At 70.9% G+C, this 20,837-nt stretch carries 21 protein-coding genes; 10 read left to right on the forward strand and 11 right to left on the reverse strand.

Annotated features, from left to right (window positions below; translation table 11 throughout):
- Window positions 1-35: 35 nt before the first annotated feature.
- On the reverse strand, window positions 36-1,481 hold the full coding sequence (locus EJK15_RS35730) for an amidohydrolase family protein (protein ID WP_138714895.1): 1,446 nt from the start codon (window positions 1,479-1,481) through the stop codon (window positions 36-38).
- Between the two features lie 202 nt (window positions 1,482-1,683).
- Between EJK15_RS35730 and EJK15_RS35735 the strand changes: the two genes are divergently transcribed.
- From EJK15_RS35735 to EJK15_RS35755, 5 genes are read left to right on the forward strand one after another with little or no spacing between them, the layout of a single operon-like run.
- Window positions 1,684-2,958 (forward strand): CaiB/BaiF CoA transferase family protein, encoded by a 1,275-nt coding sequence (locus EJK15_RS35735; protein ID WP_240777428.1) that lies wholly within the window; start codon window positions 1,684-1,686, stop codon window positions 2,956-2,958.
- Entirely contained in the window at window positions 2,955-3,827 is an 873-nt protein-coding gene (locus EJK15_RS35740) for a citryl-CoA lyase (protein WP_240777429.1), read from the forward strand. Before EJK15_RS35735 ends, EJK15_RS35740 begins: the two co-directional genes overlap by 4 nt.
- 32 nt (window positions 3,828-3,859) lie before the next feature.
- Window positions 3,860-4,726: a DODA-type extradiol aromatic ring-opening family dioxygenase gene (locus tag EJK15_RS35745; protein ID WP_138714896.1), complete on the forward strand. Its 867-nt coding sequence runs from the start codon at window positions 3,860-3,862 to the stop codon at window positions 4,724-4,726.
- Window positions 4,723-5,085 carry a hypothetical protein gene (locus tag EJK15_RS35750; protein WP_138714897.1) on the forward strand — a complete coding sequence of 121 codons (363 nt, stop codon included), beginning with the start codon at window positions 4,723-4,725 and terminating at the stop codon, window positions 5,083-5,085. The genes EJK15_RS35745 and EJK15_RS35750 overlap by 4 nt, the downstream gene beginning before the upstream one ends.
- On the forward strand, window positions 5,085-6,050 hold the full coding sequence (locus EJK15_RS35755) for a quinone oxidoreductase family protein (protein ID WP_138714898.1): 966 nt from the start codon (window positions 5,085-5,087) through the stop codon (window positions 6,048-6,050). The genes EJK15_RS35750 and EJK15_RS35755 overlap by 1 nt, the downstream gene beginning before the upstream one ends.
- A gap of 43 nt (window positions 6,051-6,093) precedes the next feature.
- On the opposite strand, the gene EJK15_RS35760 is transcribed toward EJK15_RS35755, so the two are convergent.
- The 6 genes from EJK15_RS35760 to EJK15_RS35785 form a co-directional block, all read right to left on the reverse strand.
- The gene (locus EJK15_RS35760) at window positions 6,094-6,897 is read right to left on the reverse strand and encodes an IclR family transcriptional regulator domain-containing protein (protein WP_138714899.1); all 804 of its coding nucleotides are present in this window, start codon (window positions 6,895-6,897) and stop codon (window positions 6,094-6,096) included.
- A 220-nt stretch (window positions 6,898-7,117) separates the two neighbouring features.
- Entirely contained in the window at window positions 7,118-7,576 is a 459-nt protein-coding gene (locus tag EJK15_RS35765) for a hypothetical protein (RefSeq protein ID WP_138714900.1), read from the reverse strand.
- 70 nt (window positions 7,577-7,646) lie between these two features.
- A complete protein-coding gene (locus EJK15_RS35770; RefSeq protein WP_171074714.1) occupies window positions 7,647-9,248 on the reverse strand; it encodes a GMC oxidoreductase in 1,602 nt (533 codons plus the stop codon).
- Between the two features lie 16 nt (window positions 9,249-9,264).
- Window positions 9,265-9,768, reverse strand: coding sequence for a carboxymuconolactone decarboxylase family protein (locus EJK15_RS35775; RefSeq protein WP_138714901.1), 504 nt, complete (start codon window positions 9,766-9,768; stop codon window positions 9,265-9,267).
- Window positions 9,765-10,847: an NAD(P)H-dependent amine dehydrogenase family protein gene (locus EJK15_RS35780; protein ID WP_138714902.1), complete on the reverse strand. Its 1,083-nt coding sequence runs from the start codon at window positions 10,845-10,847 to the stop codon at window positions 9,765-9,767. The genes EJK15_RS35775 and EJK15_RS35780 overlap by 4 nt, the downstream gene beginning before the upstream one ends.
- A 134-nt stretch (window positions 10,848-10,981) precedes the next feature.
- Complete coding sequence (locus EJK15_RS35785; protein WP_138714903.1) at window positions 10,982-11,575, reverse strand: copper chaperone PCu(A)C; 594 nt, start codon at window positions 11,573-11,575, stop codon at window positions 10,982-10,984.
- Between the two features lie 193 nt (window positions 11,576-11,768).
- On the opposite strand from EJK15_RS35785, the gene EJK15_RS35790 reads away from it, so the two are divergent.
- A complete protein-coding gene (locus EJK15_RS35790; protein WP_138714904.1) occupies window positions 11,769-13,100 on the forward strand; it encodes an MFS transporter in 1,332 nt (443 codons plus the stop codon).
- A 16-nt stretch (window positions 13,101-13,116) separates the two neighbouring features.
- Here the strand turns inward: EJK15_RS35790 and EJK15_RS35795 are convergent, their stop codons facing one another.
- Complete coding sequence (locus EJK15_RS35795; RefSeq protein WP_138714905.1) at window positions 13,117-13,959, reverse strand: alpha/beta hydrolase family protein; 843 nt, start codon at window positions 13,957-13,959, stop codon at window positions 13,117-13,119.
- A gap of 312 nt (window positions 13,960-14,271) precedes the next feature.
- Here EJK15_RS35795 and EJK15_RS35800 point away from each other — a divergent pair, with 312 nt between their 5' ends.
- Window positions 14,272-15,129 carry an NAD(P)H-binding protein gene (locus EJK15_RS35800; RefSeq protein ID WP_206061297.1) on the forward strand — a complete coding sequence of 286 codons (858 nt, stop codon included), beginning with the start codon at window positions 14,272-14,274 and terminating at the stop codon, window positions 15,127-15,129.
- 70 nt (window positions 15,130-15,199) lie between these two features.
- Here EJK15_RS35800 and EJK15_RS35805 read toward each other — a convergent pair whose 3' ends face one another.
- The gene (locus EJK15_RS35805) at window positions 15,200-15,484 is read right to left on the reverse strand and encodes a hypothetical protein (protein ID WP_138714907.1); all 285 of its coding nucleotides are present in this window, start codon (window positions 15,482-15,484) and stop codon (window positions 15,200-15,202) included.
- Window positions 15,485-15,741: 257 nt separating this feature from the next.
- Here EJK15_RS35805 and EJK15_RS35810 point away from each other — a divergent pair, with 257 nt between their 5' ends.
- The gene (locus EJK15_RS35810) at window positions 15,742-16,092 is read left to right on the forward strand and encodes a helix-turn-helix transcriptional regulator (protein WP_138714908.1); all 351 of its coding nucleotides are present in this window, start codon (window positions 15,742-15,744) and stop codon (window positions 16,090-16,092) included.
- A 95-nt stretch (window positions 16,093-16,187) separates the two neighbouring features.
- Here EJK15_RS35810 and EJK15_RS35815 read toward each other — a convergent pair whose 3' ends face one another.
- The gene (locus EJK15_RS35815; RefSeq protein ID WP_138714909.1) at window positions 16,188-17,309 is read right to left on the reverse strand and encodes a uroporphyrinogen decarboxylase/cobalamine-independent methonine synthase family protein; all 1,122 of its coding nucleotides are present in this window, start codon (window positions 17,307-17,309) and stop codon (window positions 16,188-16,190) included.
- 438 nt (window positions 17,310-17,747) lie between these two features.
- Here EJK15_RS35815 and EJK15_RS35820 point away from each other — a divergent pair, with 438 nt between their 5' ends.
- Complete coding sequence (locus tag EJK15_RS35820) at window positions 17,748-18,518, forward strand: SigB/SigF/SigG family RNA polymerase sigma factor (protein WP_138714910.1); 771 nt, start codon at window positions 17,748-17,750, stop codon at window positions 18,516-18,518.
- Between the two features lie 201 nt (window positions 18,519-18,719).
- Window positions 18,720-20,372, forward strand: a complete 1,653-nt coding sequence (locus EJK15_RS35825; RefSeq protein WP_138714911.1) for an FAD-binding dehydrogenase — start codon at window positions 18,720-18,722, stop codon at window positions 20,370-20,372.
- Window positions 20,373-20,455: 83 nt separating this feature from the next.
- On the opposite strand, the gene EJK15_RS35830 is transcribed toward EJK15_RS35825, so the two are convergent.
- A partial coding sequence (locus tag EJK15_RS35830; RefSeq protein ID WP_138714912.1) for an STAS domain-containing protein occupies window positions 20,456-20,837 on the reverse strand: 382 nt, incomplete at its 5' end.

Raw genomic sequence — 20,837 nt, forward strand, 5'->3', positions numbered from 1 at the left:
GCGCTGGAGGCGGTGCCGCGCAGGCGTGGCCGGGCTCAGAGGCGGTGCGTCGCGTCGCTGCGGTAGTCGGTGTACGTGTACGGGTTGTCGAGGATCTTCGTCGCGGGGATGTCCGGGTTCATGCCGTTCTGCCAGGCCTCCTCGCCCATCTCCGAACGGAGGTACTCGACCGTGCGCTCGACCTGGCGGCGCGCCGCGGCCAGGTCGATGCCGACCAGCTCGTGCTCGTGCTTGACCACTCGCCCGTTGACCAGGACCGTGTGCACGTCGCCGCGCTGTGCCTGGAACGCGACGTGGCCGTACGGGTTGAGCAGCGGGAACGAGACGGGCGAGCGGTCGTTCTTGATGAGCACGAGGTCGGCCTTCTTGCCCGCCGCGATGACGCCCAGGTCGTCGCGGCCGAGTGCGTGGGCGCCGCCTTTGGTGGCCCACTCGACGACCTGGTCGGCGCGCAGCCCGCAGTGCGTGACGGTGTCGCCCTTGGCGTGCGCCTCCATGTGCTCGCGGGACCGGTCGGCGCCGAGGGTGGTGCGCATGGCGGAGAACAGGTCGCCGCTCCACCACACGCTGGTGTCCATGGACAGCGACACCGGGATGCCGTGGGCGCGTACCACCCAGGTGGGCGGGTAGCCCTGGCCGGCGCTCTGCTCGCTCTCGGTGGAGACCGAGATGGAGCCGCCGGTGGCGGCGATGCGGTGGTAGGAGTCGGCCGACAGCGACGCGGCGTGCACGTAGATGGTCTCGGGGGTCATGAAGCCGTGCTCGTACATGAGCCGGATGCCGTCGTCGCTGGTGGCGCCCCACACGCCGGCGTGCGTGGTGACCGGCGCCCCCAGCTCCCGCGCCACCTCGAACGCGGGCTTCTCCGGGAAGGCCGGGTCGCCGAGCACGTCGAAGGCGAGCTGGAAGCTCAGCATGTCGTCGCCGGTGATCCGGCGGCGGACGAAGTCGCGGAACTCGGGCGCGGCCGTCCACTCGGCGGGCGGCTGCTGGATGTTGCCGTACGCGAGCACGTACCGGCCCGGCACCGCCCGCAGCGCGTCGACCGCGGCGTCGGCGTGGTCCACCGTCCGCAGGCCGTGCGACCAGTCGACGACGGTCGTGACGCCGGCGTCGAGCGCCTCGATCGCGGCGAGGGTGTTGCCAGCGTGCACGTCCTCGGGCCGGAACAGCTTGCCGTGCTCCAGATAGAACCAGACGAAATACTGCGTGAGCGTCCAGTCGGCGCCGTATCCGCGCATCGCGGTCTGCCACATGTGCCGATGGGTGTCGATCATGCCGGGCATGACGATGCCGCCTGACGCGTCGATCACGACGGCGTCCTGCGGCGCCTCCAGATCGGGCCCGACCGCGGCGATCCTGTCGCCGGTCACCAGGACGTCGGTGCGTTCGAGCACCGTGCGCCCGCCGTCGATCGGCAGCACCGTGCCACCGCGCAGCACCACAGGCCGTCCGGCCGCGAACTCGGTCCGCTCGCTCATCGATGAACTCCTCACCGCACGGGGCAGCGGATCTTTCCGAACGGTTGTCCGCTGCACGGTCATGCTGTTCGCCGTAACTCTACGATTGCTTGGGCTGGTGTCAAGAGTGCAGATCATCCTGGCCCAACGCGCGGAGGATGTGCCAGAATCGCGATTACGGACAATTGTCCGCTGAATGAACGTAGACATGAAGGGGAGTCGGATGACAGACGACGCCATGTCGAACGGACCGGCCTCGGCCGGGCCGCTGTCCGGCGTGCTGGTGGCCGACTTCTCCCGGATCCTGGCCGGGCCCTACGCCACGATGTTGCTGGCGGACCTGGGCGCCGACGTCGTCAAGGTCGAAGGGCCCAACGGGGACGACACCCGCGGGTGGACGCCGCCGGTGCGGGGCGAGGTGTCCACGTACTATCTCGGGGTCAATCGGGGGAAGCGGTCGATCGCGCTCGATCTGCGCGACGAGGCCGACGCGGAGACGGCCAGGGAGCTGGCCAGGCGCGCGGACGTGCTGATCGAGAACTTCCGGCCGGGCGGGCTGGCCAAGTACGGCCTCGACCGCGCCTCCGTCAGCGCCCGCAATCCCGGTGTCGTGTACGCCTCCATCAGCGGGTTCGGGTCGGGGGCCGGGGCGCGGGTGCCGGGCTACGACCTGATGGTGCAGGCCATGTCGGGGCTGATGAGCCTCACCGGGGATCCGGACGGGCCGGCGTACCGGGCCGGGATCTCGGTGTTCGACGTGATGGCGGGCAACCACGCGGTCATCGGCATCCTGGCGGCGCTGCGCCACCGCGAGGCCACCGGGCGGGGGCAGCACGTCGAGGTGAACCTGCTGTCGTCGGCGCTGACCGGGCTGGTGAACCACAGCTCCGCGTACGTGGCGGGCGGGGTGGTGCCGTACCGGATGGGGAACGCGCATCCGAGCGTGTTCCCGTACGAGCCGCTGCCGACCGCGGACAACGACCTCATCGTCACCGCCGCCAACGACGGCCAGTTCCGCAAATTGTGCGAGGTGCTCGGCATTCCGGAGATCGCCGACGATCCGCGTTTCGCCCGCAACGCCGATCGCACGGCACGCCGTGCGGAGCTGCGGCCGATCCTGGTGGAGCGGCTGGCTGCGCGGGGCGCTGTGGAGTGGTTCGAGCTGCTGGTCGAGGCCGGGGTGCCGAGCGGGCCGATCAACACGATCGACGGAGGGTTCGCGATGGCCGAGCGGTTCGGGCTGGATCCCGTCGTCGAGGTGGGCGAGGGGGAGCGGGCCGTGCCGACGACGCGGCACCCGATCCGGTTCTCAGAGACGCCGGTCGGCTATACGCTGCCGCCACCGGAGCTCGACGAGCACGGCGCGGAGCTGCGCAAGTGGCTGTCCGGGCCGGTGGGTCCGCTCGCCGGACCCGGTGAAGGACCGGCCGATTCCGGGGAAGGACCGGACGGGCTCGCGGAAGGACCGGACGGGTCCGAGGAAGGAGGTCGGGCGTGACGGAGTCCGATGTGCCCGAGTCCGGCACGCAGTCCGATGTGCCCGAGTCCGGCACGCAGCGGGATTACCCGACGGCGCTCGGGGCGTCCTCACGGGAGGCGATCACGCTGCTCGGGCAGGACCTGGCCGAGGACGTCATGGGCCAGGTGGGCTTCGGCGAGCTGGCGTTCTGGCTGGCCGCGCAGCGCAGGCCGACGGCCGGTGAGACCCGCGTGTTCGAGGCGGTGCTGGCAGCCCTGGCCGATCACGGGTTCACGCCGACGGCGATCGTGACGCGGCTGACGTACCTGTCGGCGCCGGACTCCGTACAGGGGGCGCTGGCGGCCGGGCTGCTCGGCGGCGGCTCGCGCTTCCTCGGCGTCACCGAGGACTGCGGCCGCTTCCTGAACGAGGTGCTGCGCGAGCACCCGCTCCCGGACGACGACGCCGGCTGGGACGCCCTCGCCCTGGAGACCGTCCGCGCCCGGCGCGAGCAGCGCAAGCTCATCCCCGGCCTCGGCCACCACGTGCACAAGGACGGCGACCCGCGCACGCTGCGGCTGTTCCAGATCGCCACCGAGGAGGGCCTGTACGGGCCGCACCTGTCGCTGTTCGCCGCCATCGGCCGCGTCCACCCGCAGGTGCTGGGCCGGACCCTGCCGCTCAACGGGGCCGGAGTGTGCGGGGCGGCGCTGGCCGATCTGGGGCTGCCGCTGGAGCTGCTGCGCGCCTTCGCCCTGCTGGCCAGGACCGCCGGGCTGATCGGCCAGCTCGCCGAAGAGCTACGCCATCCCGTGGCCAACGACATCTTCCTGTCGGTGGACCTGAACAACCGATCCATCGCCCCCGAGCCATACGGTGAGCCGCGTTCAGCGGCTCACCGCAGCTAGCGGTTTCTGCACCTACGCCGACGGAGGTATACATGGCTGAACTCGTCGCCGTCATCGCGTCCACCCACCATCCCTTCTACTACCGCGCCTCCACCGCCACCGGCGAGGACCGGCCGCCGTTCGCCGACGAGTGGGTACGCAAGGTCGAGGCGTTCCGCGAGACCCTGACCAGGGCCAGACCCGACGTGCTGGTCATGGTCGGCTCCGACCACTTCCACCAGCTCTGGCTGGACAACATGCCGCAGTTCCTGGTCGGCAAGGCGCCCTTCTACGACGCGAACTTCTCCAACGAGGAACGCGAGTTCGGCCTGCCCAGGATGCTGTTCAAGGGGCAGGAGGACCTGTCGGCGTACGTGCTGCGCGAGGGCCTCGACGCCGGGTTCGACCTGGCGTTCTCCAACGAGCTGCGGATCGACCACTCGATCACCTGCCCGATCATCACCCTGCGCCCGCAGAACGACCTGCCGATCGTGCCGATCTACACCAACATCTTCGCCCCGCCGCTGCCGCGGCCGAAGCGGTTCGTCGACCTCGGGCGGACGATCCGGCAGCTCGTCGAGTCGTGGCCGGCGGACCAGCGGGTCGCGGTCATCGGCACCGGGCACCTGTCGCTCGAGCTCGGCGGCCCCCGCCAGTTCGGTCCCCACGGGCCCGACCCGGAGTTCGACCGGCGCGCCGTCGAGTGGATCTCCTCGGGGGACATCGAGGGCTGCCTGGCCGAGGTCACCCTCGACAGCCTGCACCTGCCGGGCAACGCCACCCACGGGTTCATGGACTTCATGCTGATGATGGGCGTCGCGGGCGAGGGCCGGAAGGCCGACTACGTCGACACCTACGACCTGTTCCACACCATGGAGGCGTACTTCACGTGGTACCCGGACGGAGGCGGTCGCTCATGAGCAAGTATCTGCTGAACAAGTTCCTGTTCACCGTGGATCGCGACCCCGAGCTGGTCGAACGGTACCGTGAGGAGCCGCGGTCCACGGTCGAGTGGTGGGAGGCCGAGTACGCCAACCGCATCCTCGGCTGCCACACCGGCGAGTCGTCCACGTGGCTCCAATTCGACGGCATCGAGCGGGAGGCGCTGGCCACGCACGACTACCCGAAGTTGTTCGAGCTGGGGGCGCATCCGTTTCTCACGCTCACGCTGTTCATCGCGATGTTCGAGCGCGACTACGAGGAGCCGTTGGGGTTTCAGCTGGAGTACGCGCGGCGGCTGGCCCACAACAGCCTGCCGTACCCGGACATCGCCACGTGATGCGCGCCGTACAGATCGAGACCTGCGGCCGGCCACCCCGGGCGGCCGACCTGGCGGCGCCCGAGCCCGGGCCGGGGGAGCGGCTGGTGCGGGTGCTCGCCGCGCCCATCACCCCGCTCGACCTGCTGTGCGCGGGCGGCGCCTCCTATTTCGGGACCCCGGCCACCCCGTACGTTCCCGGCGTTCAGGGTGTGGGGACGCTCGGCGACGGGACGCTCGTGTGGTTCGCCACGGCCGCGGGGATGGCTCCGGGCGACGGCAGCATGGCGGAGCTGGCCTCCGTACCCGCCGACGACCTCGTGGAACTGCCTGCCGGAGCCGACCCGGTCGCCGTCGCCGCGCTGGGGCTGTCCGCCGTCGCCGCCCACATGGCGCTGACCTGGCGCGGCGAGCTCGCCGCTGGTGAGCAGGTGCTGGTGCTGGGCGCCGGGGGCGTCGTCGGGCAGGCCGCCGTCCAGCTCGCCCGCGTCGCGGGAGCGCGGCGGGTCGTCGCGGCGGCCCGCTCCGCCGCCGGGCGGGAACGGGCGAAGCAGGCGGGCGCGGACGCCGTGGTCGCGCTCGACACGGACGACGTGGCGGAGCTGGCCGCCCGGTTGGCTGCTGCCTGCGACGGACCTGTGGACCTGGTGCTCGACCCGCTCTTCGGTGCTCCCGCCGCCGCGGCCGCTCGCACCCTGCGGCCATCCGGGCGGCTCGTCAACCTAGGTAGCTCGGCGGGGGAGACGTGCCCGCTTGACTCCTCGACCCTGCGCAGCCGGTCGCTGCGGGTGCTCGGCTACACGAACAACGAGCTGACCAAGGAGCAGCGCGCCATGGCCGTCGGAAGGGTCGCGGAACTGGCGGCGCTCGGCCGACTCGCCGTGGCCTGTGAGACGGTGCCGCTCGATGAGATCGCAACGGCCTGGCACCGCCAATCCACCGGCGCCACGTCGGGCCGCCTCGTCCTGACACCACAACCGCCCTGACCCCGCGCCGCCCGCGTCGGCCGGTGGTGCGGGGCGGTGGTGGTCAGGAGGTCAGGGTGACCTGGGGGACCGATTCGTACAGGGCCCAGTCGGCGCTGATGGCGCTTGCTGTCCTGAGGAGGAGCGGTAGATGCTCCTCGGCCAGGCGTTCCACCGAGGTCTCCGCCGCATGTGCGTTGACGTTGATCGCGGCGATGACGTTGCCGAGCCCGTCCCGGAGCGGTGCGGCCACGCTGCGGATCCCGAGCGCGAGCTCCTCGTCCGTCAACGCCCACCCCTTCGCCCGGACCTCGCGCAGCGCCGCCTCGCGCTCGGCCAGGTCCGGGCGCCAGCGCGGCTCGACGCCGGAGCGGCTCGGCTCCGCGAGGACGCGGTCGACCTGGGCGGGCGGCAGCGCGGCCAGCAGCACCTTGCCCAGGGATGTCTGCAGGGCCGGGAACCGGGTCCCGATCTGCACCGACAGGGTGACGATCTTGGGGACGGCGGCGCGGGCGACGTACACGATGTCGGACCCGTCGAGCTGAGCGATGGACGACGACTCGTGGGTCTGCGCCACCAGCCGTTCCATGTGCGGCCGGGCCACCTCCCACAGCCCCATCGACCGCACGTACGACATCCCCAGCTCCAGCACCCGCGGCGTGAGCGCGTAGCCACCGTGCTCGCTCCTGGCGTAGCCCAGCTCCTGGAGGGTCAGCAGGATGCGGCGAGCGGTGGGCCGGGCCAGGCCCGCGGCGGTCGCCACCTCGGTCAGCGACATGACGGGCCGGCCCGGCTGGAACACCCTGATGACATCGAGGCCGCGGGCCAGCGCCTCGATGAAATCGGGGCCGGTGTCAGCACGTGCCATGGAACGCCTCCCTGCTCGGATTCCGCCGATCCGACTCTAGACCGTGATGGTCTGTTGTCCGCACAGCGGCGGGCGGGGCGAGCATAGTGGTACCCGGCCCCAACCGCGGATACGGGGAGGCGGAGAGGCTCCGATGTTACGGTGGCGTTTCCGTCCGGTCGTTACGCGGACGACTGTCCGATGGCTGCGCGCCCCGCCGGATGCGCGCAGCCGACGGCGGTCAGGGCATCTTGTATTCCGCGGCCTTGCCGCAGTAACTGATCCCGATCGGTGTGGCACTGAACCGGCACACCTGTACGACGACGCGATCGATGGCGGTGACCCCCGCCGGATCCGACAGCGCGAAGGAGAGCGAGATCCGCTGGTCGTCGGCCTTGACGGCCTCGGAGTCGACGAGGGTGTCGCCGTTGTAGGCGCTGAAGGTGGCCCTGGAGAGCATCCCGTCCGGGGCGCAGGGCGCGTTGACGGGGTCATCGGCCAGGTAGCCGTCGACCCTCACGGTCGGCCTGACGACAGGCCCCGTCACCCAGTCCAGGGTGCCCTCCGCGGCCCCGCGCCGGCAGGAATCCCCCGAGTCGGCGTAGAACTTCACCACCGCCTGGGCCGCCACCGCGGGCTGGGCCGTGAGCAGGCCGGCGGCGACCATGACGCCCAACGCCGGCCAGGCACGTAAACGCATGGCTTCGACCTTCCTGTGATGGTTGATCCGGCCCTTCATCGTGAACGACGGACCGGCGCTGTGCCAGCCCTCACAGGTCGGTTGCAATGATCCTCTCGATGTTGCGTTCGGCGAGCGCCGTGATGGTGACGAACGGGTTGACGGTGGTGTTGCCGGGGATCAGCGACCCGTCGATGACGTACAGGCCCGGATGGCCGGTCAGGCGGCCGTAGTTGTCGGTGGCCTTGTTCAGGACCGCGCCGCCGAGCGGGTGGTACGTGAGGTGATCGCCCCAGATCTTGTAGACGCCGAACAGGTCGGTACGGTAGATCGTCCCCTCCTTGGCGTTGATCTTGTCGAAGATCGTCTTGGCCATGTCGATGGACGGCTGTTTCCAGGCCGCCTGCCAGTTCAGGTCCACCTTGCCCGCCGCCGCGTTCCAGGAGAACTGGGCCCGGTTCGGGTTCTTCGTGATCGACAGGTAGAACGACGCGAACGTCTCGATCCCGGTGGGCAGCGGTGCGACCTCGGCGAACGCGCCCCCGGCGGACCAGTTGTCGATGCCGCAGCAGGGGATGGCCGACTGGAGGCTGCCGGTCGGGTCCCACATGTGGTTGGCGCGGCCGCACATGACGTTGCCGTTGTCGCCCCAGCCCTTGCCCACCTCGCCGTTCAGGTTCGGCAGCGCGCCGGTGGCCTTCAGCCTGACCAGCAGCTTGCTGGTGCCGACGCTGCCGGCGGCGAAGAACACCCGGTCCGCGGTCACGGTCTTGGTGGCCGTGGTGTTCCCGCTGGTGTTGATCTGCTCGATGACCACCGTGTAGCGGCCGCCGGCCGCCGGGGCGACGGAGGTGACCTTGTGCAGCGGCGAGATGGCGACCCTGCCGGTGGCCTTCGCCTGCGCGAGGTACGTCTTCTGCAGCGACTTCTTGCCGTGGTTGTTGCCGTAGAGGATCTCGCCGGCCAGCGCGGACTTGGTGACCGTGCCGGCCTCCTCCTGTTTCATGTAGTCCCAGTCGTACACGTCGGGCACGAACACGAACGGGAAGCCGGAGCGCTGGGCGTGCTTGCGGCCGACGCGGGCGTACTGGTAGGCGGCGGTGGTCTCGAACCATGCGGGGTCGATGGTGGCCACGCCGAGCCCGGCGTTGGCGCGCGGGTAGAAGACGTTGTACATCTCGTCGGCGTTGACCGACGGGAGCACGGCGGCGAAGTTCTCCCGCTTGGGGGTGACCGCCATGCCGCCGTTGACCAGCGAGCCGCCGCCGACGCCGCGCCCCTGATAGACCGTGATGCCGCCGAACTCCTCGGCGTCCAGGACGCCGGTGTGGCGGGGGATGTCCCGGTCGATCGGGAAGCCGAGGAAATAGTTGAGCGGGGCCTTGGTCCTCGTGCGCAGCCAGTACGACCGGTAGTCCGGCTCCCGCGTGTTGCAGAAGATCTTGCCGTCGGCGCCCGGGGTGTCCCAGGCCATGCCCATCTCGATCATGTGGACGTCGACGCCCGCCTGGGCCAGGCGTAACGCGGCGACGGAGCCGCCGTATCCGGTGCCGATCACCAGGGCCGCGACGTGCGCGCCGTCGGCGATCGGAGCGGCCGCCTGGGCGGCGGTGGCGCGGACGCCGAGGGCCGCGACGCCCAGGGCCGAGCCGGCGCCGGCGATGAATCCACGGCGCGAGAGGTTGTCGCTCATGGGTGGTTCCTCACTCTCATCGACGCTTGCCGGCGGGCGACGGGCCGGAGGGCAGCACGCATACGGTGTCCAGGCCCAGCACGTGGTTGAGCCGGCCGAACGCCCACCAGGAGCCGATGCTCATGCTCAGCTCCACGATCTCGGCCTGGCTGTAGTGCGCGGTCATCCTCGACCAGAACTCCTGGTCGAGGCCGTGGTGGTCCAGGGCGTACCGCTCGGCGTACTCGGCGGCCAGGCGGGTGCGGTCGTCGAAGGCGTCGGTGGTCCGCCACTGCGCCACCGCGTCGTCGAAGCCCTCCTCGACCTTCTGCCCGTCCCGTTCCGTACGCCAGTCGAGGCAGAAGGCGCACCCGTTGAGCTGCGCGATCCGCAGTCGCGCGGCCTCGAACTCGCGCAGGCCGAGCGTCGTGTGCGCGTACACCGACAGCGAGAAGTTCGAGGCGGCGACCCCGATGCCGGGGACCATCTCGCCCCACACGTACTCGATCGCGTCCTTGTCCTCGGGGATGTCGATGATCACGGATGCTTCCTTCCGAGTCTGCCGGTCGCGGGGCGCAGCGGTACGTCGAGCGCGTCGTAGAGTCCCGGCTCCGCGTCCACGAGCCAGTCGATGGCGTTCACCAGCCGGCCGGCGGCGGTGGCGTTCCCGCCCGCGGAGCGGTTGCCCCCTTCGTCGGTGGCCTCGACCGTGACCTCGATGCGCGGGCGGCCCTCGATGATCACCCGGTGCGCCCCGTCGCCGCCGCCGGGCGGGGACGGCCAGTCCGGCGCGCAGGACGGGTGGATGCGGGTGACGTGCTCGACGACGATGCGGGGCTCGCCCTCGACGACGCCCTGCACCTCGAACCGCACCGCTCCCTGGGTGCCGGCCTCGAACTCGCCCATCGACTCCGTGGCCACCGTCGCGTCGAGCGGGCGGCGGTCGACGGTCTCGCGGATCTCGTCGAGCTCGACCCCGAGTGCCCTGGCCATCAGCCGTACCTGACCACCCCACACCATGGACGGGACCGTGGGCGCGATCATCGGCGGCTCGTAGTCCATCGGCTGGCCCATGCCGACCAGGTAGCGGACCGAGTCGGGCTGGTCGTACGTGGAATAGTCGAAGATCTCCTGACAGCGGACGACGTCCACGGTGGTGCCGAGGCCGCTGATCAGCAGGGGCAGCACGTCGTTGCCCCAGCCGGGGTCGACGCCGGAGACGAACAGCGAGCCGCCGCCGTCCTTGACGGCGGCCAGCACTGCCTCGCGCAACTCGGGCAGGGCGTTGCGCTGGTCGTAGAGGGCGTAGAGGGAGGGGGTGACGACCACGGCTCCGGCCCGGATCGCCCGGGTGACGTCGGCCAGCGCCTCGTCCGGGCGGATGTCGCCGGAGGCGGCGTAGACGACGGCGCGGGGTCCGGTGGCCAGGACCGCGTCGATGTCGGTGGTGGCCGCCACCCCGGTCCCGTGGCCGAGACCGCCTAGATCGCCGGCGTCGCGGCCGGTCTTGCTCGGGTCATGGACGAGTACGGCCGTGAGTTCCAGTGCCGGATGGGCCTCGACGGCGCGGATGGCCGCGCGGCCGATGTTGCCGGTACCCCAGATCACCGTGGACACCATGGGCGGAGCGTAGCAAGCGCTTGGTTAGGTGTATAGATGCGATCACAGGTTGATCGGCGGCATGGTGAGGACGGGAGCTCGGCCGGTAAGCCGGCGTGCCGGCGGATGTCCGGGCACTCGACCCCGGCGCGTGCCTAGGACGTCGGCGACGTCGGCGACGGGCTCGGCGACTCGGTGCCTGCGGGCGGCGGGCTCGGTGACGGGGTCCCCGCGGGCGAAGGGCTCGGCGGGGCGGTGGGTGAGGGAGCGCCGCCCGGCGAGGGCGTCAGGTTGGCGTAGTGGCCGGTCTTCGTCTTGACCGGCACGTTCACGCGTACCGGATCGGCGCCGCTGAAGATGAAGGTCATCGGTACCACGCTGCCGCGCAGCCCGCTCATCCCGCTGACCGTGCCGATGGGCTGCCCGCCGGTGCCGACGGGCTGGTCGGGAGGCAGGGTCACGGGGCCCGCGAGCTGGACCGAGCCGCCCCCTTCCACGGTGATCCGCTCCAGCCGCACCGGCTGGTGACCACTGTTGATCAGCACCGCGTACAGGACCTGCTGCGGGGCGGGCGAGGCCGGGTCGGTGCCGCTCAGGAGGAAGACGTTGCGCACGTGCAGGACCCCCCCGACGTTGAGGTTGGCCCCTTCGTTCTGCGGTACGTTGTTCGCGCTGGTGTCGAATCCCGCAACCGCGCAGCCCATGGCGGCCATGGCCATGACGATCACGGCAGAGACGATGGGACGCATCGCTAGGCCCTCCTCCCGGCACCCTCGTGGCCCACCCGCTACCCGCGCACGCCACCCTGAACCCAGCCCGTACGGAAGCCGTACCGGACACCGCGAAGACGGACATTCCATTTCGCGCGAAATCTGCCTGGTGACCGCCGGACATACTTCAGGTAGCGTCGCGGGAAAGCGGGACCTACCGGAGGAGCGGTAGATGGTGGAGGAGCAGGCGCTCGAAGCGACAGGTCAGCAGAAGAGACGACAGCTCGTCCGGGCGGTGATCGCCTCCGCCGTGGGCACCTCGATCGAATGGTACGACTTCTTCCTTTACGGCTTCGCCGCCAGCACCATCTTCGCGGAGCTGTTCTTCCCGACGAGCGATCCGACCACGGGCCTCCTGCTCGCGCTCGGCACCTACTTCGGCGGCTTCGCCGCCCGGCCGATCGGCGCGGCGATCTTCGGCCACTACGGCGACCGCATCGGCCGCAAGGCCACCCTGATCATCACCCTGCTGACCATGGGCATCGCCACCGCCCTCGTCGGCCTGGTGCCCACGTACGAGCAGATCGGCATCTGGGGCGGCATCCTGCTCACCCTCCTGCGCCTGCTCCAGGGCATCAGCGTCGGCGGCGAATGGGGCGGATCTGTCCTGCTCGCCACCGAGTGGGGCAAGTCGCGCGGCGGGCGGCGGGGCTTCCTCGGCAGCTGGCCGCAGTTCGGCGTCCCCGTCGGGCTCGTGCTCGGCTACCTGGCCCTGCAGGTGTTCCAGCCGATCGACCCCTACTGGGGCTGGCGCATCCCGTTCCTGCTCAGCATCGTGATGGCCGCCGTCGGCCTCTACATCAGGCTGGGCATCCTGGAGACGCCGGTCTTCACCAAGGTCCTCGCGGAGAACAGGGTCGAGCGCGTCCCCGTGCGCGAGGTCATCGTCAGGAACTGGCGGGAGATCCTGCTCAGCGCGCTGCTGCGCACCGGGCAGCAGGCGCCGTTCTACGTCTTCACCGTCTTCATCCTGACGTACGCCACCAAGACCCTGGGCTTCGCGCCGGGCGACGTCTACACGTACGTCATCGTCGCGGGCGTGGTCTCGCTGTTCACCGTGCCGTTCTGGGGTTACATCTCCGACCTGGTGGGCCGCAGGCGCCTGTACATCGTGGGCGCCGCCGCCATGGTGGTCTGGTCCTTCATCTACTGGCCGCTGCTGGACACCCGCGTCCCGTCGCTGGTCTTCCTGGCCATCGTGCTGGCCGCGCCGATCCACGACATCCAGTACGGCCCGCAGGCCACGTTCATCGCCGAGAGCTTCACCGGCCGGCTCCGCTACAGCGGCGCGTCACTCGGCTACCAGCTGGCCTCGCTGACCGCGGGCGGCCCCGCGCCCCTGATCGCCGTCTGGCTGTACGCGACCTACCAGAGCTCGTTCGCCATCGCGATCTACATGGCGATCTGCTCGCTGATCAGCGTCGCGGCGGCGTTCGCGCTGAAGGACCGCTCGCAGCACGACTACGCGGTCGAGTACGACGAGCCGCAGCCCACGTCCGGCTGAGCCGGCCACGCAAGCGTCACGAGGTGGCGTGCAGGTGCCGGTCGAGAAAGCCGATCACCGTCCGGGCGAGCGCCACCCGGTGATCGGCCAGTGCGTGGTCGGTGTCGAAGAGGTGATGTTCGAGCCGCAGGCCGGGTTGCGCCTCGTACGCCTCGACCAGCGGCCGATGATGCAGCGGGGCGGGCGTGACAGGGTCCCGGCCGGTGCCGATCAGCAGCACCGGACGGCCGGCCAGGCGGGCGGCCTGCCCCGCCAGGCTCCAGGCGGCGCCCGCCTTCTCCATCTCGGCGAACAGCGCCTCGGCGCTGGTTCCCGTCAGGGGGAGCAGCTCGTCCCGCCACGCCTCGACGTACGAGGCGCCCAGGGCAGGGTCGGCGCGGCAGAGGGCGGCGACGGCGCCGAAGTCGAAGCCGGCCACGGAACCGGCGGCCACGACGGCCGGATCGGCCGCCGCGGTCATCAGGGCGGCGAACCCGCCGAGGCTGTGCCCGATGACCGCCAGCCGGTCCGGGGCCAGCCGGTGGGCGGCGACGGTCCCGGGGTCACGCATGGCCGCCACGGCCGCGGCGGAGTCCTCCAGGACGTGCGTCCACGACCACGATCCGCCCATGCCCCACGAGCCGCGGTAGTGGAACACCAGCGTCGCGTACCCTGCCCGGCGCGCCGCGTGCGCCAGGTCGAAATTACGCTCGTTGCCCGGGAAACCGTGCAGGAGGATCACCACCGGGTGCGGCCCGGGGCCTGCGGGGACATGCAGGACACCCAGCAGCTTCGCGCCCGCGCCGGCGAAGGTCAGCGGCACCGTGGCGGCACGCGGCCCGGTCGTGTCGATGGGATCGGTGATGAGCGGGTCCGCCATGGGTGCTCCCGAGAGATCGAACTGATCGGTTCGGCAGAGCGTAGCAGCAAATACGAACCGATCGGTACCATGTCGATCCCGCGCGCGCCGGCACGCTCCTGCGGGCGTGATCGCCTCGGACTGAGGCCCGGCTCACATTTCCGGCGCGATTGTCACACTCCGGTCGCCGCGACTCCTCTCAGAGGCGGAAGTCTCCTAGAGAGCGAGAGAGATCGTGACCGTCAGCACACCACAGCACGCGCGCGTGCTCCGGACCCAGGAAGAGCGCTTCGACGCGCTGCCCGGCTACCCGTTCGAAAAGGGTGAGAAGTGATGATTCTGGTAACCGGAGCGACCGGCGCCGTCGGGCGTCTCGTCGTCGAGCGGCTCGTCGGCGCGGGCGCCCGGGTCCGCGCCGTCACCCGTACCCCGGAGCAGGGCGGCCTGCCGGCCGGGGTCGAGGTCGTCGAGGGCGATCCGTCCCGGCCGCACACGGTCGCGCCGCACCTCGGCGGCGTCGAGGCGGTCTTCCTGCACGCGCGGACCATCGGCACGGCCGCGGACCGGCTGCTCGCCCTCGCCGCCGAGCGGGGCGCCCGGCGGGTGGTCGCCCTGTCGGCGATGAACATCGACGACCCGCTCGACCTGCAGCCCTCCCGCTTGCGCGGCGACCGCAACAAGGAGGCCGAGGAGGCCGCCGTCGCCAGCGGCCTGGACTGGACCAGCCTGCGGGCGAGCGCCTTCGCCTCCAACGCCCTGCAGGCGTGGGGCGGCCAGATCCGCGCGGGCGACGTCGTCCGGTACGTGTACGCGGCGTTCCAGGAGTCGCCGATCGACGAGCGGGACCTCGCGGAGGTCGCGGCCAGGGCGCTGCTCACCGGCGAGGTGGCCGGCCGGCGGCTGGAGCTCACCGGCCCGGGGTCGCTGTCGCACGAGGAGATGGTGGCCGTCATCGGCGCGGCCATCGGCAGGCCGCTGCGCTTCGAGGAGGTGCCGCCGGAGGCGATCGCCAGGCACCTGGCCGGCAACGGGCTGCCCGAGCCGTTTGTCCGGGCCCTCATGGACAGGTACACCCGATACGCCGGCCAGCAGCAGCATCCCGTGACCGGAGACGTGGAGAAGGTCCTGGGCCGTCCGGCGCGCACGTTCGCCGAGTGGGCGGCCGATCATGCCGCGGCCTTCCGGCGCTGACGACGTACCAGGAGCCACCACCATGTCCGATGCGCCGCCTGCTGCGGCTCCTGCGACTGCCCTCGTTCGACTAATCGGACGGGCGGCGGTGCTCGCCCACCAGGAGGCCGTTGTGCCGGATCTGGGCGGCGTCGTACGGGCACATCGGCCGGGTGACGAACGCCTCGGCGATGCTGTCGGCCTGCGCCCGGTCGACCCCCCAGCCGATCGTGTGCCAGTGCCCGCGCCCGTGCTCATCGGTGGAGGCGGAGTCCAGCACGGCGATCTCGAAGAGCTGAGCGGCTGGAGTCGGGGTGCAGGAGACGTGCCCGGTGTCCGCGCCGGCCTGCCGGCCTTCGATACCCGGCTGTTCCATGTGGATCTCCTTTCGGCCCTTCACGATCTGGTCCGATGTCACCCATGGCGACGTTCGCCCGGTTCCGGAACAAGGTCATACCCGGCTTTCGGCACCGAAACAACCGCACGGCCCCCTATCTGAGGCTCTGGGCGAAGGGCACACTAATATGCAAGGCAGATACCAGAAAAACACTTCGCTATAGGATTTTCGGGTAAGAGCCTCATGTCTCGATGGCAGGGCTGGGGCCCTGCCCGAGGCCAGGAGCGTGAGATTTGGTGAGTAGTTACCACGACCGTTCTTCCTCCTCGTGGACCTTTCTCACCCACCATGCCCGGGTCCTGCTGGAGATCGCCCGCGATCCAGAGGTGCGGCTGCGCGACATGGCCGCCATTATCGGCATCACCGAACGGGCGGTGCAGGGCATCGTGTCCGACCTGCACGAGGCCGGCTATCTGGCGCGTGAGCGGGTGGGGCGGCGCAACCGCTACAGCCTCAACCTGGACCAGAGCTTCCGCTACCCGACCGAGGCCAACCTGCCCGTCCGCCTCCTGATCGACATGTTCACGCAGCACGACCTCGCCCGGGAACATCACGTCGATCCTCCCCATCAGCCGAGTTCCCGCTGAGGGGCCTACCCGCTCGGCGGGCGGGACGCCGCGGCCGTGCCGTTCGTACGAGGTGACCCGGTCACGCGGGGCCGGGTCACCTCGATGTTCCGTGGTCAGCCCCAGACCTTCTGGGCGGTGTCCACGACGAGCTCCAGCTTGCGCCGCTCCTCGTCCACCGTGAGCAGGTTGCCCCTGGCCGTGGACGCGAAGCCGCACTGCGGGCTGATCGCGAGGTTCTCGAGCGGCACGTACTTGGCGGCCTCGTCGATCCGGCGGCGCAGGTCGTCCTGCGACTCCAGCCGCGGCACCTTGGAGGAGACCAGCCCCAGCACGACGGTCGTGCCCTGCGGGACGAACCGCAGCGGCTCGAACCCGCCGGCCCGCTCGGTGTCGTACTCGAGCAGGAACCGGTCCACCGGAACCCCGCCGAACAGCCGCTCGGCGACGGGCTCGTAGCCGCCCTTGGACATCCACGCGCTGCGGTTGTTGCCCCGGCAGATGTGCATGCCGACCGTGACGTCGGGAATCGCGGCCTTGGCCGCGCGCACCTGCTCGGTGTCCATCGAGACCGTCGCGTCGAGGAGGACCTCAGGGCTGGGCGCGTCCGGGCCGAACATGCGGGCGCGGAAGTCCGGGTCGATCACGAAGTTGTAGCTCAGCGAGTCCAGCTGGATCCAGGTCACCCCGCGCTGCAGCAGGCCCTCGATCTCCTTGATCCGCAGGGCGACGAGGTCGCGCATCATGTCGCCGGGCGTGGGATAGACGGCCTGGCTGAGGTCCGGCCGCCACAGGAGGGTGCCCATCGAGGCGCTCATCATCGTGATCTTGAACTGGCCGGGCGCGTGCCGGGCCATGAAGTCCGCCTCGACGGCCGTGAGGTGCGCCTTCTGGGTGAGCTTGGCGTTGGCGGCCACCATCTGGAACGCGGTCTCCTCGGGCGGCGGCATCGTACCGTCGTCCCTGAACCACGCGGAGCTGGGCGCCTCCGCGGGCACCACTCCGCCGAGCGACTCCAGCAGCCCGGCCATCCAGGTGGCCCGCCGCACCTCGCCGTCGGTGAAGATCTCGATGCCGGCCTCACGCTGGAGCTCGATCGCGGCCAGCGCCGCGTCGTCCTCCAGCTTCGCCAGCTCCTCGCCGCCCAGCTCGCCCCGTTCGCGCGCTTCCCGGGCCCGCAGCAGCTCGGGCGGCCGCAGCAGGCTCCCGACGTGCTCGGCGTGGTGGTTCGCGGGCATACTTCCTCCTCGGTGTCAGGGGCGCGGGGGATAGGTGGGGCCCGCGCCGGCCGTGAGGTGAGAGTCCACCCGCCACTCTCCGCCGACCGGCGGGGGTCGTCCACCCCTGCGCCGTCGCGAATCGATGGAACCGAAACGCCCTGCGGGCCGGCGGCGAGACGCAGGCACGAGTCCGGCCGGTTCGCCGCGCCGTTCACCCGGCACGGGCCGGAGTTCAAGCGCTACGTCATCCGGCGGCTCGCAGGTCAGGGGCCCTGAGCAGCGCCAAGGGGTGCGCAGTGACCGTTTCGTGATCTAATATGGTGATAAATCAGGATCAATGGGGAATCACTGATCCGGAAGTCCAGCAGAGGGCTTCGACTCACGACAACGTGGCGTGCCTCTGCCTGGGCTTTTCCCATGCGCGGGGGCGCCTGAGACTTACTCCCGGAGTATCAGATGGCAGTCCTGGAGATCGCACTCGAAGATATGACGGCCGAGCAGCTCCTTGCCGAGATGAACCGGCAGGGGACCTCGGAGCGGCACCAGGTGCGGATCCGTGAGCGCCTGGTGGACATGTACGCCGGCCTGGTGAACGACGTGACGCGCCGCTACTACCACCGTGGCGAGCCCGCGGAGGACCTGCGCCAGGCCGCGTACGTCGGCTTGATGAAGGCCATCAACGGCTTCGACCCGGCGCTTGGGCACGAGTTCCGCGGCTACGCCATGATCACGATGGTCGGCGAGGTGAAGCGCCACTTCCGCGACCGTACGTGGGCCATCAGGGTCCCGCGCGTGTACCAGGAGCGGCGGCTGGAGCTCAACAAGGTGACCGCCGAGCTCACGCAGACGCTCGGCCACTCGCCGACCGTGGCGGAACTGGCCGTCAAGATCGGCATCTCGGAGGAGGACGTGCTGCTCGCGCTCGACGCGTCCGCAGCGTACAACACCCTGTCGCTGGACGCTCCGATCGGCGGCGAGGAGGACGCGGCCGACCTGGGGGACTTCCTGCCCGCGCAGGATGACGCGCTGGACAACATGCTGGGCAAGCACACGATCAAGCCGCTCATCGACGCGCTGCCCGACAGGGAGCGGAACATCCTGCTCATGCGCTTCTACGGCAACATGACCCAGTCCGAGATCGCCGCCGAGTTCGGCATCTCGCAGATGCACGTCTCCCGCATCCTTCGGGCCGTGCTCGCCAAGCTGCGCACGGCCCTGCAGGATTGATCCGCGCGCCCGGCCCGTGGCCTGGACGCGGCGCGCGGATCCGGGGACGGCCATCGGCGGGCCGCCGCGGCCGGGCTCACCGCGGGCGGCTCGGCGAGCCGGCGACCGTGGGCGACATTGGTCCCGCCGTTGACCGGACATACCGTCCGAATCTAGGCTCCGCGTGTCCAACGTGACTACCAGGGACGGGATCACCGCTGCATGAACGCTGATGTCATCGTCGTCGGGGCCGGCCTGGCCGGGCTCGTGGCGACCTGCGAGCTCGTCGCCAAGGGGAAGAAGGTCGCCCTGGTCGACCAGGAGAGCGCGGCCAATCTCGGCGGCCAGGCGTTCTGGTCCTTCGGCGGCCTGTTCCTGGTGAACTCCCCGGAGCAGCGGCGGCTGCGCGTACGGGACTCCTTCGAGCTGGCCTGGAACGACTGGCAGGGCAGCGCCGCGTTCGACCGCGTCGAGGACGAGGACTCCTGGGCGGTGCGCTGGGCGCGGGCCTACGTGGAGTTCGCGGCGGGGGAGAAGCGCGCCTGGCTCGGCCGCCTCGGCGTCAAGCTGCTGCCCACCGTCGGCTGGGCCGAGCGCGGTGGCCTGCGCGCGGACGGGCACGGGAACTCCGTGCCGCGCTTCCACATCGCCTGGGGCACGGGCCCCGGCGTGCTGGAGCCGTTCGTCCGCGGCGTCCGGCAGGCCGCCGCCGGCGGGCAGGTCGCCTTCCACCACCGCCACCAGGTCGACGAGCTCATCGTGGCAGGCGGCGCCGTCCAGGGAGTACGCGGCACGCTGCTGGCCGAGGACGGCTCGCCACGCGGAGTCCCGTCCAACCGCGACAAGATCGGCGAGTTCGAGCTCACCGCCCCGGCGGTGATCGTCACGAGCGGCGGCATCGGCGGTGACCACGACCTGGTGCGCCGCTATTGGCCGGAGCAACTGGGTGCCGCGCCCGAGAGCATGCTCACCGGCGTGCCCGCCCACGTCGACGGCCGGATGCTGGAGATCAGCGCCCAGGCCGGGGCACGGCTGGTCAACCGCGACCGAATGTGGCACTACACCGAAGGCGTCCGCAACTGGGACCCGATCTGGCCGGGACACGGCATCCGGATCCTGCCCGGCCCTTCCTCCCTGTGGTTCGACGCGCTGGGACGGCGGCTGCCCGACCCCTGCCTGCCCGGCTACGACACGATGAGCACGCTGCGGCACCTGCGGGGCACCGGTTACGACCACTCGTGGTTCGTGCTCACCCAGAAGATCATCGAGAAGGAGTTCGCGCTGTCGGGCTCGGAGCAGAACCCCGACATCACCGCCGGGGACCGCCGGGGCTTCCTCCGGGAGCGGCTGCTCAGCAAGGGCGCCCCGGCCCCGGTGGAGGCCTTCAAGCGGCACGGCGCGGACTTCGTCGTGGCCGACACGCTAGAGGAGCTGGTGGCCGGGATGAACCGGCTCACCAAGGAGCCGCTGCTCGACCCCGCCCTCGTACGCCGCCAGATCGAGGCGCGCGACCTGCAGCTGGCCAACCCCTACAGCAAGGACGCGCAGATCCAGGGCATCCGCAACGCCCGCCGGTACGTCGGCGACCGGCTGGCCCGCGTCGCCGTGCCGCACCGGATCCTCGACCCGGCCGCCGGCCCCCTGATCGGGGTCATGCTGCACGTCCTGACCCGCAAGACGCTCGGCGGCATCCAGACCGACCTGGACTCGCGCGCTCTGGGCCTGGACGGGCGGCCCGTCGAGGGGCTGTTCGCGGCGGGGGAGGTGGCCGGGTTCGGCGGCGGCGGGGTCCACGGCCACAACGCACTGGAGGGCACCTTCCTCGGGGGGTGCCTGTTCTCCGGTCGTCAGGCCGGCCGCGCAGCCGCCGGCTGACCGGCCATCGTTACCTCCGCGCCCGCGGACCGACACTGTTCAACAACGTCACCCGCTTTCGGCAACCCCCGTACCTCGGAGATCTAGCTGGTACGGCGGCCGGTCAGGACGGCGGTGATGGCGTCCTCGACCGTGCCGTGGACGGGCAGATGCGCGTCCACGCCGGTGATCTGGAAGAGGCGGGCGGGCGCGCCGTGCGCGGCTGCCAGGTGCACGCCGGCGTCCTCGGCGGCGCACCGGCGGGCGCAGGCCAGCACCACGTGCAGGCCCGAGCTGTCCAGGAACGACAGCTCGGACAGGTCCAGGACCACGTGGTCGCCCGGCCGGCGGACCTGGTCGAGGTAGGCGGCCAGCCGCGCACTGCTGGTGCGGTCGACGTCACCGCCGATCGCGATCACGCTCATGCCGGGAAGATGCTGGTGAGTGAACGTCAGCGCCGCCGATGAGGCCCTCGACGGGTGGGGC

The organism is Nonomuraea basaltis (assembly GCF_005893125.1).
Lineage (GTDB): Bacteria > Actinomycetota > Actinomycetes > Streptosporangiales > Streptosporangiaceae > Nonomuraea > Nonomuraea basaltis.

Coding starts and splice junctions, on each gene's coding strand:
- EJK15_RS35735 (WP_240777428.1), top strand. CDS start 1,684: ATGACAGACGACGCCATGTCGAACGGACCGGCCTCGGCCGGGCCGCTG.
- EJK15_RS35780 (WP_138714902.1), bottom strand. CDS start 10,847: ATGGTGTCCACGGTGATCTGGGGTACCGGCAACATCGGCCGCGCGGCC.
- EJK15_RS35770 (WP_171074714.1), bottom strand. CDS start 9,248: ATGAGCGACAACCTCTCGCGCCGTGGATTCATCGCCGGCGCCGGCTCG.
- EJK15_RS35790 (WP_138714904.1), top strand. CDS start 11,769: ATGGTGGAGGAGCAGGCGCTCGAAGCGACAGGTCAGCAGAAGAGACGA.
- EJK15_RS35795 (WP_138714905.1), bottom strand. CDS start 13,959: ATGGCGGACCCGCTCATCACCGATCCCATCGACACGACCGGGCCGCGT.
- EJK15_RS35785 (WP_138714903.1), bottom strand. CDS start 11,575: ATGCGTCCCATCGTCTCTGCCGTGATCGTCATGGCCATGGCCGCCATG.
- EJK15_RS35800 (WP_206061297.1), top strand. CDS start 14,272: ATGATTCTGGTAACCGGAGCGACCGGCGCCGTCGGGCGTCTCGTCGTC.
- EJK15_RS35815 (WP_138714909.1), bottom strand. CDS start 17,309: ATGCCCGCGAACCACCACGCCGAGCACGTCGGGAGCCTGCTGCGGCCG.
- EJK15_RS35755 (WP_138714898.1), top strand. CDS start 5,085: ATGCGCGCCGTACAGATCGAGACCTGCGGCCGGCCACCCCGGGCGGCC.
- EJK15_RS35730 (WP_138714895.1), bottom strand. CDS start 1,481: ATGAGCGAGCGGACCGAGTTCGCGGCCGGACGGCCTGTGGTGCTGCGC.
- EJK15_RS35820 (WP_138714910.1), top strand. CDS start 17,748: ATGGCAGTCCTGGAGATCGCACTCGAAGATATGACGGCCGAGCAGCTC.
- EJK15_RS35750 (WP_138714897.1), top strand. CDS start 4,723: ATGAGCAAGTATCTGCTGAACAAGTTCCTGTTCACCGTGGATCGCGAC.
- EJK15_RS35805 (WP_138714907.1), bottom strand. CDS start 15,484: ATGGAACAGCCGGGTATCGAAGGCCGGCAGGCCGGCGCGGACACCGGG.
- EJK15_RS35760 (WP_138714899.1), bottom strand. CDS start 6,897: ATGGCACGTGCTGACACCGGCCCCGATTTCATCGAGGCGCTGGCCCGC.
- EJK15_RS35765 (WP_138714900.1), bottom strand. CDS start 7,576: ATGCGTTTACGTGCCTGGCCGGCGTTGGGCGTCATGGTCGCCGCCGGC.
- EJK15_RS35745 (WP_138714896.1), top strand. CDS start 3,860: ATGGCTGAACTCGTCGCCGTCATCGCGTCCACCCACCATCCCTTCTAC.
- EJK15_RS35825 (WP_138714911.1), top strand. CDS start 18,720: ATGAACGCTGATGTCATCGTCGTCGGGGCCGGCCTGGCCGGGCTCGTG.